The organism is Methanocalculus alkaliphilus (genome assembly GCF_024170505.1).
GTDB lineage: Archaea > Halobacteriota > Methanomicrobia > Methanomicrobiales > Methanocorpusculaceae > Methanocalculus > Methanocalculus alkaliphilus.
Window position 1 is genome coordinate 1 of the sequence record NZ_JALJYG010000021.1, and the last position, 13,755, is coordinate 13,755.

13 protein-coding genes are annotated in these 13,755 nt (G+C 53.6%); 11 read left to right on the top strand and 2 right to left on the bottom strand.

Features of this window, described 5'->3' with window-relative positions; all coding sequences use genetic code 11:
* Positions 1–173 precede the first annotated feature (173 nt).
* Complete coding sequence (locus J2T58_RS10495) at positions 174–392, bottom strand: hypothetical protein (protein WP_253489756.1); 219 nt, start codon at positions 390–392, stop codon at positions 174–176.
* 296 nt (positions 393–688) lie between these two features.
* Here J2T58_RS10495 and J2T58_RS10500 point away from each other — a divergent pair, with 296 nt between their 5' ends.
* The 5 genes from J2T58_RS10500 to cgi121 all read left to right on the top strand — a co-directional run bounded on the left by J2T58_RS10500 (position 689) and on the right by cgi121 (position 6,154).
* Entirely contained in the window at positions 689–1,645 is a 957-nt protein-coding gene (locus J2T58_RS10500) for a tyrosine--tRNA ligase (RefSeq protein WP_253489759.1), read from the top strand.
* 31 nt (positions 1,646–1,676) lie between these two features.
* Positions 1,677–2,483 (top strand): serine protein kinase RIO, encoded by an 807-nt coding sequence (locus J2T58_RS10505; RefSeq protein ID WP_253489762.1) that lies wholly within the window; start codon positions 1,677–1,679, stop codon positions 2,481–2,483.
* 19 nt (positions 2,484–2,502) lie between these two features.
* Complete coding sequence (locus J2T58_RS10510; RefSeq protein WP_253489765.1) at positions 2,503–3,045, top strand: KH domain-containing protein; 543 nt, start codon at positions 2,503–2,505, stop codon at positions 3,043–3,045.
* A gap of 317 nt (positions 3,046–3,362) precedes the next feature.
* On the top strand, positions 3,363–5,648 hold the full coding sequence (locus J2T58_RS10515; protein WP_253489767.1) for an ATP-dependent DNA helicase: 2,286 nt from the start codon (positions 3,363–3,365) through the stop codon (positions 5,646–5,648).
* Positions 5,645–6,154, top strand: coding sequence for a KEOPS complex subunit Cgi121 (cgi121, locus tag J2T58_RS10520; RefSeq protein ID WP_253489770.1), 510 nt, complete (start codon positions 5,645–5,647; stop codon positions 6,152–6,154). The genes J2T58_RS10515 and cgi121 overlap by 4 nt, the downstream gene beginning before the upstream one ends.
* A gap of 30 nt (positions 6,155–6,184) precedes the next feature.
* On the opposite strand, the gene J2T58_RS10525 is transcribed toward cgi121, so the two are convergent.
* Positions 6,185–6,676: a MogA/MoaB family molybdenum cofactor biosynthesis protein gene (locus J2T58_RS10525; protein WP_253489773.1), complete on the bottom strand. Its 492-nt coding sequence runs from the start codon at positions 6,674–6,676 to the stop codon at positions 6,185–6,187.
* 1,024 nt (positions 6,677–7,700) lie between these two features.
* Here J2T58_RS10525 and J2T58_RS10530 point away from each other — a divergent pair.
* The 6 genes from J2T58_RS10530 to J2T58_RS10555 all read left to right on the top strand — a co-directional run bounded on the left by J2T58_RS10530 (position 7,701) and on the right by J2T58_RS10555 (position 13,693).
* Positions 7,701–9,029, top strand: a complete 1,329-nt coding sequence (locus J2T58_RS10530) for an ORC1-type DNA replication protein (RefSeq protein ID WP_253489775.1) — start codon at positions 7,701–7,703, stop codon at positions 9,027–9,029.
* Positions 9,030–9,034: 5 nt separating this feature from the next.
* Positions 9,035–9,526 carry an Lrp/AsnC family transcriptional regulator gene (locus J2T58_RS10535; protein WP_253489778.1) on the top strand — a complete coding sequence of 164 codons (492 nt, stop codon included), beginning with the start codon at positions 9,035–9,037 and terminating at the stop codon, positions 9,524–9,526.
* Positions 9,471–10,703, top strand: a complete 1,233-nt coding sequence (locus J2T58_RS10540) for an aminotransferase class I/II-fold pyridoxal phosphate-dependent enzyme (protein ID WP_253489783.1) — start codon at positions 9,471–9,473, stop codon at positions 10,701–10,703. The genes J2T58_RS10535 and J2T58_RS10540 overlap by 56 nt, the downstream gene beginning before the upstream one ends.
* A gap of 55 nt (positions 10,704–10,758) precedes the next feature.
* Entirely contained in the window at positions 10,759–11,964 is a 1,206-nt protein-coding gene (locus tag J2T58_RS10545) for a tetratricopeptide repeat protein (RefSeq protein ID WP_253489786.1), read from the top strand.
* A gap of 58 nt (positions 11,965–12,022) precedes the next feature.
* The gene (locus tag J2T58_RS10550) at positions 12,023–13,429 is read left to right on the top strand and encodes a DNA-directed DNA polymerase II small subunit (RefSeq protein ID WP_253489789.1); all 1,407 of its coding nucleotides are present in this window, start codon (positions 12,023–12,025) and stop codon (positions 13,427–13,429) included.
* Between the two features lie 108 nt (positions 13,430–13,537).
* Positions 13,538–13,693 (top strand): hypothetical protein, encoded by a 156-nt coding sequence (locus J2T58_RS10555; protein WP_253489792.1) that lies wholly within the window; start codon positions 13,538–13,540, stop codon positions 13,691–13,693.
* Positions 13,694–13,755: the final 62 nt, after the last annotated feature.

Below are 13,755 nucleotides of genomic sequence, written 5' to 3' on the forward strand. Positions count from 1 at the left end.
CACAGCCGGGTCGCATCGGTTCTCCACTGAGAATATCTCGGGTTTATTCTATACGCAGGGCGAGTATTTAACCCCTGCGTTCTGCATCCGGAGACGCTGGTGCATCTCCTGCGCAGATTATACATGTTAGCGGTGTGAGGATATATAAGTTTCTGCCCCGGAGGACAGAAACATCAGATCTCACCCACCACCCTGACGAGCCCCGGCATATACAGCACCGGGACCCGGTGGCGCAGACCCCCCAGAGAGGCTGCTGCGCCCGGTCGGAGGCAGGATGCCGAAATCCCGGATATGCTCCGGATTCCGGCCGATTCGGGCGCTTTAACGCGGAGCAGTGCCCCGTCGCGGCGCCCTCCTGCCCCCTGCGACTCTACATAGAAGGCTATTCGCACTGATAAAGGTTCGGTAATTATTCTTGTTTTTCGTGATTGGAGCTGGTGCCACACCATCCAAACCCCACCTTCTGACCGTATTCCGGTCTCCTCATGGAGCTTTGGGAATAGACGCGCAGAGCGAGGGGAAAAGATCAATATCGGAAAGACAGGGGGAGAGGAATACGTGTTCCTATAGAGGATGGAGGGGAGGGGTTTGAAGTTGTGCTCGCTGGTGGCATCATGGGGAGGGAGGACGCCGGATTCGGAAAGAAGAACCCCACACCTTAAACGCCTCAGAGCGTGAATAATACTGTATGGATCCATTCGATCTCGTGGCACGTAACACCGTTGAAATCGTTACGGAAGAGGAGCTGCGGAGAACCCTCGATCAACCGGTCAAGCGGGTATATACCGGATATGAACCGTCAGGGGAGATCCATCTGGGCCACCTCGTCACCATCAACAAGCTCATCGATATGAAGGAGGCAGGCTTTCATGTTGTTGTCCTTCTTGCGGATCTCCACGCCTTCCTCAACAGGAAAGGAACGCTGGATGAGGTCCGGGAGCTGGCTGAGTATAATAAAGCATGTATCGAGGCTGTGGGACTGAAGGGAGCAGAATTTGTCCTTGGAACAGATATCCAGCTGAACCCGCAATACCAGCTCCAGGTCCTTGAGCTCTCCCAGCAGGTGACACTCAACCGGGCGAAGAGAAGCATGGACGAGGTCGGCCGGGCAATGGAGGCACCGACCGTCTCCCAGATGGTCTATCCGATCATGCAGATGGTTGACATCGCCGCCCTGAATGTCGATGCGGCAGTCGGCGGTATCGACCAGCGGAAGATCCATATGCTCGCCCGGGAGCACCTCGGTGCAATCGGGAGACGGCCACCCGCCTGCGTCCACACCCCGATCGTCAACGGACTTGATGGAAAGAAGATGTCCTCATCGGCAGGAAACGTCGTATCTGTGGCAGATTCAGAGGAGGAGATACGAAAGAAGATCAAGAAGGCCTTCTGCCCGCCTGAGACAGAGGGAAATCCGGTCATGGAGATCTTCCGCCATCATATCTTCCCGCGCCTCGGGGAGGTTGTGGTGAAGAGGCCGGAGAAGTACGGAGGGGACCGGGAGTTCCTCTCAATGGAGGCCTTCGAAGCCGCATATATCGCCGGTGAAGTTCACCCGATGGATGCAAAGAATGCCTGTGCAGATGGCCTCACCGAGGTGCTCGCACCTGCATACGAGATGATCCAGAGTTACAGAAGAGCCTGAAGGAAGGGACCAGCAAGGCTGAGAGGCAAAGATGGGGCGAAGGGGAGAAGAGACGAAAAAAACCGACAGCCGGGTCGAGGAACTCGATCGGGAATTATCCCGGATGGGTATCCGGATCCGTGATACCGACCAGCGGAAGGTCAGGGACGAGGTCTTCGACGAGGTCACCCTCCTCGCCCTCTATAAACTTGCCAACCGGAAGGTGATCAATGCCGTCGGGGGATCGATATCCACGGGAAAAGAGGCGAATGTCTTCTTTGCCAAACGGGGAGAGGATCTCGACTGCGTCATTAAGATCTACCGAATCCGGACCGGGAATTTTAATGTCATGAGCGATTATATCCTCGGAGATCCACGATTTGCCAGCATCAGGAGGAATAAGAAGAATATCATCTTTGCCTGGACAAAGAAGGAGTTCTCAAATCTGAAACGCGCCCTTGATGCGGGCCTTCCTGTCCCGGAGCCGATCGCCTTTGATCGCAACATCCTGATCATGGACTTCATCGGTGAGGATGGAGTACCCTATCCCCAGCTCCGTCTCAACCCGGTCGATGATCCGGAGGCTGGATACAGGGAAGTCCTCGGTCTCATCACCGACCTGTACCAGAAGGCCAGGCTCGTCCATGGCGACCTCTCCGAGTATAATATTCTTCATGGAGGGGGAAGACTCTGGCTCATCGATATGGGGCAGGCGGTGACACCGGATCACCCCTCGGCACACCGGTTCCTCTTCCGTGATATCCAGAATACCAACAGGTATTTTGGGAGCTGGTGCGAGACACTCGACGAACATGAGATCCTCAGAGGGATCGTTGGTGAAGACTTCTTCACCCCATAAATTATAGAGGATAAGGGTTATGACGATACAGGAACTGAAGGTGGCCACCGATCGGATCGGTGTCATCATAGGAAAAGGCGGGGAGACGCGAAGATCCATCGAGGAGAAGGGGCAGGCAACGATCAGTATCGACAGCCAGGAAGGTCTGGTGACCATTGAGGGGGAGGATGCCATCGGAGTGTTGCGTGCAACCGAGGTGATCCGTGCTCTCGGTCGCGGCTTTTCACCGGAGCGGGCATTCCGCCTCTTTGACGATGATGACATCATCCTGGATCTCCTCGATCTCTCGCATGTAGCCGATACACCTCAGAAGATGAACAGGATACGTGGCCGGATCATCGGCCGTGACGGAAAGGCACGAACCCAGATCGAGAATATGACCGATACCACCATCTCGATCTACGGGAAGACCGTCGGGATCATCGGACTCCCTGAGCCCGTCCTCACGGCACGAAAGGCAGTCGAGATGCTCGTCGAGGGGGCAGAGCATGGTAATGTCTTCTCATTCCTTGACCGGAGAAAGAAAGAGGCGAAGCAGGATCTCATCAGCTCCTATTACTAAGCACCTACGAAGCAGGTATCAATACGCCAGTGGAGAGCGTCGATCCAGACAAGAAAGTCCATCGGAAGGGATGGCTCCAATTATCCACTTTTTTATGAGGATGCCGGATGGTGTGGGGGACCGGGTGGGGTACCACAGCGGTATCACAGCCCGGAGAGAGACCAGACCATGGATGATATTTTCAACGAGAGAGGCACAGTACATAGGTGATAATAGGATACTCATTGTAAGAACGTATGAGTTGAATTAAATAAATTATACAAAATTTATCAAATCCAATAATAAATTGGTTCATATAATTATCGATGTGATTCCCAGTGAAAGAAGAGCTCTCCAGTGGAAATGAAGGGGTTTGGGAGGGGGATCTCGATCATCTTCCAATCCCGGAACCCCTCAGGGAACGGTACAGGGCAGCCGGGATCACCTCCCTCTATCCTCCCCAGGTTGCCTGCATCAGGGAGGGCCTTTTTTCAGGGAGAAACCTCCTGATCACCATCCCGACTGCAAGCGGGAAGACCCTTGTTGCTGAGATGGCGATGCATCATCAGATTGGAAAAGGTGGCAAATGCCTCTATGTCGTCCCTCTCAAAGCACTGGCGAGCGAGAAGTACGAGGACTTTTCGGGGAAAGGGGTCAGGGTCGGGATCGCGACCGGGGACTTCGACCGCAAGGACGAGAGGCTCGGGAGATCCGATATCATCGTGGCGACCTCAGAGAAGGTCGATTCTCTCCTCAGGAACCGTGCGGGATGGATTGACGCGATCAGCCTGATCGTCCTTGACGAGGTTCATCTCATCGGGGATGAGAGCCGCGGGGCGACCCTTGAGATGGTCATCACAACGATGCGGAACAGAAACCCGGCCCTCCAGGTGATAGGCCTCTCGGCCACGATCGGCAACCCAAAAGAACTTGCGGGGTGGCTCGATGCGGGGCTTATTGATTCGGCATGGCGGCCTGTCAGTCTCAGGGAAGGAGTCTACTATAACGGGAAGATCTCCTTTGGAGATGGTGAGAGGGAGGTTCCGTCCCCGAAGAAGGACGCGGATACGAGCCTCTGCCTTGATACTGTCGATGAGGGGGGCCAGGCCCTCGTCTTCGTCTCATCGCGAAGAAATGCTGAAGGGACGGCGAAACGGATCGCAGCTGCGCTCCGGCTTGATGAACCTGAACTGACAAGGATCGCAGATGCCGTCGAGGAGAGCGACGACAGCCAGGTTGGCAGGACACTCGCCCTCTGTATCAGGCATGGAGCAGCGTTTCACCATGCCGGTCTCTCCCGTGATGTCAGAAGGCTTGTTGAGGAGGGGTTCCGGGGAAATGCAATCCGGGTGATCGCCTCAACACCGACACTTGCCGCCGGGCTGAACCTCCCTGCGCGGCGTGTCATCATCCGTGATGTTCATAGATTCCAGGCAGGTGAGGGAATGGTCCCAATCCCTGTACGTGAGTACAGGCAGATGGCCGGCCGCGCCGGGAGGCCCGGACTTGATCCGTATGGTGAGGCGATCCTCATCGGGAAGGATGCGCGATCAAAAAAGAAGCTCTTTGAGGAGTTCATCCATGCACGGGCCGAGGAGATCGATTCGCAGTGCGCAAAGCGATCCACGCTCCTCTCCCGTATCCTTGCCCTTGTCGCAACCAGGGAGGCAGAGGAGACAAAGGCCATTACCGGTTTCTTCAGGGGAAGCTTCTATGCCACCAGGCATAAGAATCTCCAGTATCTGGACCGGCTGATCACCCGGGTTATCCGGGATCTCGAAGAGATGGAGATGATCGTGGATCTCGGATCCAGACTGGAAGCGACACAGTTTGGAGAGCTCACCTCCCGGCTCTACCTTGATCCGCGGTCAGCGATGATGATCGCAGATCAGCTTCGGGGATATGAAAAGCAAGGCGATGTACCGGTCACCCCCTTCGGGCTCCTCCATCTCCTCTCGGCCACCCCGGATATGTTCCGGCTCTACCTCCGATCCGGTGATGCGGAACTGATAGAGACGGTGGCCGAGGAGCGGGAGGAGGAGTTCCTCATCGGCAGGCCTGAGGACGTCCTTCCATGGCTTGGATATGAAGAGATCGCCTGCGCCATCAAGAACGCGCTCGTCCTTGAGAACTGGATCAATGAGGTTCCAATCGAGATGATCACGGAGCGGTTTGGGATCGGACCCGGCGACATCCACGGACTCGTTGAGGGGATCCTCTGGTTGGTTCATGCGACCCGCGAGATCTGCCGGAGGGAGATCCCCGGTCTCCTGCAGGATGTCGCTGATCTTGAAGTGCGGGTGAAGAACGGGGTAAAGGAGGAGCTCCTTCCGCTCATCAGGCTCCGGGGAATAGGTCGTGTCAGGGCACGCCAGCTCTTCAACAGCGGATACACCACACCGGAAGCCGTTGGCATGGCAGGAATCGATCGGATCGCCCCGATCATCGGGCGGAAGACCGCTGAGTCCATTCTGGATCAGATATCCGGACGATCCGAAAGAGGAGAGAAGAATACAGGAGAGAATGTGATGGAGACGAAGAGAGGAGTTTCCGGACTCCTTCAGCAGAAGGGGAAAGCAAAGCAGTCGAGCCTCGATTTCTGGGAGTGCGGGGATGAATCATGAGTAAGAATTTTCAAATCAGAATGGCACGGCTCAGGGTTGAGTCGGTTCCCGGGATGCTGGACGCGATCCGGGAGATTGGAGAGTCGCTTGGTCTTCGGATCATCTGCATGAATGCGGCGAAGATGGCAGGATACAGGCATGCGGAGAGTGCGGTTCGATATGGTCTCCGTGCAGAGGAGGAAGGGGCGATGACCGCAAGGAGCCTTGAGATGGAGATTCTCCTCTATGTCTCCGGCCAGCGCCAGACCGGAATCGGGATGACCTTTGGCCTGATTGAAGGAGAGATGATCGCATGGGTTGGGATCGTCCCCGGATCGGACGATGCCTGGAAGAAGCTCTCCGGGATTATGACCTTTATTCAGGAGGAGGAGGAGGTCCCGGAGGAGAGGATCCCCCTTCTCAAAGAGCTCTATGGAATTACCGATGAAGAGCTTGGAGTTGCCGGAAGGGACCGGATCGATGAGCTGGTCATTGAGCGAACGGCACTCCTTGAAATTCTGAAATAAGAGGAGAGAAGGGGGCTCCGGGTGGAGCTCTCACTTTTTTTGGGCATGGGAGAGGATATGGCCTATCTCCGGAAGAATGATCTCGGAGACCGCGAGCCGGACCGCCTTCGTTGAACCGGGGATGCAGAAGACGGCGCACCCTGAGATCAGACCGGCAGTTGCACGTGAGAGGATAACGGCGGTCCCGACCTCCCGCGTGCTGTACTGACGAAAAATCTCTCCAAACCCATCCATCTCCTTATCAAGGAGGGGTCGGACTGCCTCGATCGTTCGATCGTCGGGGGTGAGACCGGTTCCCCCGTTGATGATGATACAGTTTCCCTCACTCATTGCCTCGAAGAGCGTTTGTTGGATCGCCTCGTCCTGATCGGGAACAATCCGATAAAAGACAGGGGAGAGACCTGCTTCATTGAGCAGTGTTTTGATCGTCTCTCCCGAAAGATCCTCAGCTTCCGTCCTTGTAGTTGAGACGGTGATGATCGCGGGCCGCACCTCAACCTTGCGCCGATGTTCCTTGCTCATACGAGGTTGTTGATCGTCTCACCATATCTCATCTTCTGCATAAGGGAGGGGACCACCAACTACCTGGAGTCAATCCGGATGTGGCCCGGGGATTGTCTGATCTCCAGTGGAAATAAAGGGGTACAAAAATTCCTGGAGCGGGAGATGTAGATGTCCGACAGATCCGGGCATCAGAAGAGTGTACAGACATTTCGAGGGGAAGAGGGAGAAGAAAAAACTCCACTGGAAGGATGTGACGGTACTACCAGATGAAGAAACATGAAAAGGGGGACGATGAGCAGGTATTTCCACCAGGATCCGGGAGACCCCTTTGTTTCCACTGGAGATTAAAAAGATACGGATAGAAGCGAGACATAAAGGTGTATAGCGAAAATTTATGAAACAAAAATTTATTTATTTTTAAAAATATTTTAAAATGAAATTAGATAAATTATTTTAATTAAATTATGTTACTACGCATTTATTGGTGGTTTTTATGTTGTCGATCTATTCTTATTGATGATCTACTTGTGTCGTTGATTCGTTCATGTTATTGATCTACCCTTGTCGTTGATCAGCTCGTATGACTGATCCGCCGGAATCTGAAACCAAAAAGATACATATTTATACTATACTATCAAAATTACAAATGACTATAGCATATCATTTTCATCATATCACATTTTCATCATATCATCCCCTTCCATCTGGTCTCTCTCCCCTGAAATTCTCCATTCGAAACAAAGGGGTAGGGGTCCACCGGCTCCGGCACAAAAACCACTTTCACCAGAACCACCGTTTTTCACCTCCCCAATCTAAAAAGAACCATCACCATCCCCTGCTCTGGATGATGGAAGAATCTCCAACGGAAGTCATGCAACTTTCCTCCCTGCGGTCATATTTTACCTTAAAAGAACGAACCTGCTACCTCGCATCCGGAGAGTGAAGTTCCAATGGAAATGAAGGGGTCATATGTTTTCGATAGATTGTTGAATAGTGTACCTCCAGTGGAAATAGTGGGGTTTAATAGTGCGGAGATCGTCTTATGATCACCAGTCCGGTACCCGGACAATCAGACGGAGGGGATTCAACGACTGAAAAAGATGGACAATCGCTTGGCCTTTTCAAAAAGTACCTCGGGAAAAACAAGATATTCAAGAACAGGGAGGTACTCAGACATAGTTACCGGCCATCGATACTTCCTCACCGTCGTCCCCAGATCGACTCTATAGCCGCGATTCTTGCACCCTCCCTCCAGAACGAAACTCCCTCAAATATTCTGATATACGGCAAGACCGGGACCGGAAAGACGGCATGCGCCCGGTACGTCGGATCAGAACTTGAAAATGCAAGTGGCCAGATGGATACATCCTGCAGGGTTGTTCACATAAACTGCGAGGTGATCGACACCCAGTACAGGGTCCTGGCACAGATAGCAAAACTGATCACCGACACCGATCACCTCGCCTCCGATCGTGCCAAGACACATATCCCGATGACAGGATGGCCCACCGATCAGGTCTATGCGGAACTGAAGAATATCCTCGAAAACACGGGGGGGGTCCTCGTCATCATCCTCGATGAGATCGACAAACTGGTCAAGAAGAGCGGGGATGAGACTCTATACAACCTCACCAGGATCAACTCGGATCTCGAACGCTCCAAGGTCTGTATCATCGGCATCTCAAATGATCTCAGGTTTACCGACTTTCTTGATCCCCGTGTCCTCTCCTCCCTCTCTGAGGAAGAGATCGTCTTCCCTCCATACAATGCTCCCCAGCTCATCGATATCTTAAAGCAGCGATCCGATGTCGCCTTCGTCGACGGGGTTCTTGATGAGAGTGTTATCCCGCTCTGTGCGGCACTCGCAGCCCAGGAACACGGGGACGCACGCCGGGCACTCGATCTCTTCAGGGTCTCAGGAGAGCTGGCCGACAGGGCGAATGAGGATCGCGTCATGGATCGGCATGTCCGGCAGGCACAGGATAAGATCGAGACGGACAGCATGGTTGAATGCATCTCAACCCTCCCGACCCAGAGCAAGGTCGTCCTGTACGCGATGCTCCTTCTTCACCGCATTAACCAGAAGATCTTCACCAGCGGTGAGGTGATGCGTCTTTACCGTGAGATTACACGGGAACTCTCCCTTGAGACCCTTACCCACCGCCGTGTCACCGACCTCATCAGTGAATTAAATATGCTTGGTGTCATATCTACCCGTGTTGTATCAAAAGGACGGTACGGAAGGACCAAGGAGATCTCATTCGATGCGGCAACCGATCGGATATGGGATGTGATCATGAATGATCAGCGCCTGGTCGAACATCGTATCTCCCGATATAATGAAGAACAGGCCGGTAAACTCTTTAGGTGAAGACTATGGATGAGAAAGACAGGGAGATCCTACGTGTCCTTGAATCCGATTCACGTATCGGAGCAGGGGATCTTGGGACAATGCTTGGCCTCTCCCCCTCAGAGGTTCAGACACGGATTATTGCTCTTGAAAAATCCGGAATACTCAGGAAGTACACCGCCATCATCGATTGGAAGAGGGCCGGCGATGAAGGGGTTGTTGCGCTGGTCGAGCTGAAGGTCAGTCCTGAGCGTGAATATGGCTATGATCGCGTCGCCGATCGAATCGCACGATTCCCTGAGGTTAAATCCCTCCGCCTTGTCACCGGCACGTACGACTTCCAGGTGATCGTCACCGGCAGGACGATGCAAGAGATCGCCGAGTTCGTATCAGGCCAGATCGCCTCGCTTGAGAATATCAAGGAGACGGTAACGCATATCGTAATGAAGACCTACAAGGAGCATGGCTGTGAATTACAGAGAAGCGAAGGGGTCGAACGTCTCCCGTACAGTTTCTGATATCTGCGAAGGGACTCCCAGGAGAAAGTACATCTCACAACGGGCTGATGGGATCCCCCCCTCAGGTATCAGAAAATTCTTTGATCTCCTTCTCACGATGGATGACGTCATCTCCCTTGGCGTTGGGGAGCCCGACTTTAATACCCCATGGAACGTCGCCGTCGCCGGAATCGATTCCATTGAGAAGGGGGTAACATCATACACCTCAAACAAGGGTCTTCAGGATCTCCGCGAACTCGTCTCAGCATATCTCACCCGGCAGTATCATACCAAATATGATCCGGATGATGAGATCATTATCACAACCGGCGTCTCGGAAGGCCTCGATCTTGCGGTCCGGGCAGTCGTTGATCCCGGCGACGAGGTGCTCGTTGCAGATCCCTGTTATGTCTCCTATGCCCCCTGTGTCATGCTTGCCGGTGGTACCCCTGTTCCCCTGCCCTGCCCGGCAGAGGATGAGTTCCGGGTGACGCCGGATGCGCTCCTTGAGAAGGTGACGAAGAAGACGAAGCTCCTGATGATCAACTATCCAAACAATCCCTCCGGCGGGGTGATGGGGAGGGATGATCTCAGGGCAATCTCCGATATCATCGTTGATCATGATCTCCTCCTCCTCTCAGATGAGATCTACTCCGAACTCACCTATGAGGGCCGCCATGTCTCACCGGCCTCGATTGAGCCGCTCAGGGAGAGGACGATCACCCTGAACGGCTTCTCAAAGGCGTACTCCATGACCGGCTGGCGTGTCGGGTATCTCTGTGCACCATCAGATATTGCGGCTGCGGCACTGAAGATTCACCAGTATGTTATGCTCAGTACCCCGACGATGGCGCAGTATGCTGCAATTGAGGCTTTGCGGGGAGCCGAGGATGCAAAAGACCGGATGGTTGCGGAGTTCCGGATGCGCAGAAACCTCTTCGTCGCAGGTCTCAACAGGATCGGCCTGCCGTGTCATCTCCCAAAAGGTGCATTCTATGCATTCCCGTCAGTTCAGGGAACAGGACTCACGGATGAGGAGTTTGCCGAACGCCTCCTCCTCGAGCAGCAGGTGGCGGTCGTTCCAGGCCGCGCCTTTGGAGCCTCAGGAGTCGGTCATGTCAGGTGTGCTTATGCCGCATCACGCATGGATCTGGAGGAAGCGATCCGGAGGATGGGAATTTTCCTTCAGTCACTATGATGAAGAAGAAATACGAATGAATTTATAGTTCCCTCACCCCAATTTTACATGCTATATGAGTGACTCTGGTGATACTGGTGCAACCGGAGCAGTCATCTCCGGACGGCTCGAATCGATAAAAAAAGAGTATTTTCAATATATCTCTGAAAATATCGAGAAGATCGACTCCAACATTCCAGTCTTTTATGCCCAGATCTTCTCAACCATCGAGTCCAGATTTCCACAAATCAGGGATGAGGATCATGATCGGCTCTTTGATGATATCACCTACCAGATCCTGAGAAAAAGTAAGAGAGCAACCGATCCGGCATATTTTGAGAAGGTCATCCAGCAGGCCCTCCGTTTCCGGAGGAAGAAGACCGGAAGGAGAACGATCGAGACCTTCCTTGGCATTAACAAGTTACGGAGCAATCAGATCAGGGAAGCCCTCTCCCTCCTTGAGAAGTACGCACTGAAGGATGCCGTCATCGGCGTCCTGGTTGCATACTGCTACTATCGGCTGATTGAGGAGGATAAACGGACCAACCCGGATGCGTACAATGGCCCCCGGCCGGGTGATATGGAGCTCCGATCCCGCCAGCTCCTCCTTGAACTCTCACGAATCCAGCCAAAGATCGGCGATCACTCGTTCCTCAGGGGTGAGGATGCCGAATGGGTCAACCAGATCTTCTGGTTTATGATCCACCAGGCTCACAACTGGCTCCCGAGCCACCGCTGGTTCTTCAGGATTGCACTTGAGAAGGCAAAGAAAGAGGGTAGTATCCAGAAGAGGGATGAGATTCTCAAGATTGCTGCAGAGGTATATAGCGACGATCTCTACTTCCTCCGGGAGCTCTTCTCTTTTCATCTCCAGAACCATAATGGGCAGGGCGCAGCCGCAACCGTCCTCCAGATGATGCAGCAGCATCCAAAGGCACTCGAACCCGCATATTACGGGATCAAACTTTCATTCCTCTCGGGAAAGAAGGATACCTACTTCAGATTCAGAAAACTCGCCATTGTCAGGGGGATGCCGGAGTATCTCCTCGGCCTCTTTGATGCCTCGCAATTCCTCCTCTCCGGGAACAGGGCCGAAGGTCTCCTCTGCTTCAAGGATCTGAAGACGAAGTATGACTCGCTTGAGTACCTCGTCTCCCTCCTCTCCTATGTGGCGGAAGATTTCTTCTCAGATGATGAAAAAACCATCAGATCAGCCAGAAAGGTCTATCTGAATGCGCTTGACGGATACTGCCTTGGGATCATCCGCAGGAAGGATGGCTGATCCCATCTCTCTTCCACAATCATAGGTATAATTGGATCAGAGATCCAATCTATTTACCATGTTGAGAGACCAGGAGATCGTCGCCCGGTTCTGTGAGGCCGGTCATCTCGTTGATCCGACGGTCGTCTCCTACATACAGGAGAAAGGGGACTCATCACTCATTCAGGCAATTCTTCAATCCCTCTCCGCTGATTGCCCAGTCGTTCTCCCCTCCCATATCCCCTCCCTCACCCAGCGGCGTGACGGCATGCGGTTCACCGCCGATCCGATCCTTGAGGTTATCGAGGGGATGGAGGGATCGGCCGGCCCGGTCCGGCAGATAGAAGATTACGCCAGCCTCTTCCGGAACCGGTATGATACCCTTGGCTCTCTCATCCGGAAGCGGACAGGTTCAATCCCGGTTGAGGCGCTGATACGCTCATCGCGGTTCCGTGACAGCGATGTGACGATCATCGGTATCGTTCTTGATGTGAAGACGACAGCAAAAGGCCATCGCATTGTAGAGCTTGAAGATCCGACCGGTATCATCCCCGTCCTCTTCAATAATAGCCGTGAAGGCTTCGCTGATGCGGAACGGATTGTTCCTGACGAGGTGATCGGGGTCCGGGGAAAACTCTCCCCTGATGCAGGGCTCTTCTATGCGGATCAGCTCCTCATGCCCGATATCCCGATTCAGCATGCTCCCTATACCCCTCACCAGTCCGGGAAAGCGGTCTTCATCTCGGATATTCATATCGGCTCAGACACCTTCCTTGAGGAGCCATGGGAGAGGTTCTGTGACTGGATCTCTGCGGAGGATGACATTTCATACCTCCTTGTCGCTGGTGATCTCGTCGATGGTATCGGGATCTATCCTGGTCAGGAGAAGGAGCTGACAATACCAAATATCTATGAGCAGTATGACCGGCTCGGGGAGATGCTCGCCACACTTCCTTCCCGTCTCAGGATCGTCCTCGCCCCCGGAAACCATGATGTGGTGAGGGGGGCAGAGCCACAGCCGGCCATACCTGTCGAGTTCCGATCCGCATTCACCCCGAACTGTACATTTGTCGAAAATCCTTCTGCCGTCAGTATTCATGGAGTCCGGGTTCTGATGTACCATGGCCGGAGCATCGATGATCTCATCAGCCTCATCCCCGGTGCACGGTATGAGGCCCCTTCAGAGCTGATGGAGGCGATGCTGAAGAGGCGGCATCTCGCCCCATCATATGGGAGGAGGACCCCGGTCCTCGCGACCGAACAGGATCGGCTGATCATCGATCCCGTCCCTGAGATTCTTCATACCGGGCATGTCCATATCACCGGAATATCGCGGTACAGGGGAGTCCTGTCGGTGAATGCAGGGGCCTGGCAGGGCCAGACCGCATTTCAGAAGCAGATGAACATCAATCCCACCCCCGGTCAGGCGGTGATCATCGACCTTGAGAGGATGGAGCCGCAGGTCTGTGACTTTCTCTCGGGGTAAACCCCCGCAAGGATACCGTTGATCAGCCAAATAATGGAGGGCCGGATTCCTGATCCGAATCCGACAAAAAAAGATTTATATTCTTTTGAACCTTAGAATTTTTATTCTATGAAAATTCTTCATCTGGTAGTATTCCTGGCTGCCGTCTCCCTCTTCCTCATTATTAATCCACTTGGGATCTCGCTGCCTTCAGATATCGATGAAGCAGGGTCGGGTCTCTTCTCCTTCATCGGCCTGACTTTCCGTTTTTATAACCCACTCTGACCCAGCCTTCTCTCCCGGAACAAATCCTTGAACCCCATTGCTTTCAGTTGCTCCGTCATCTT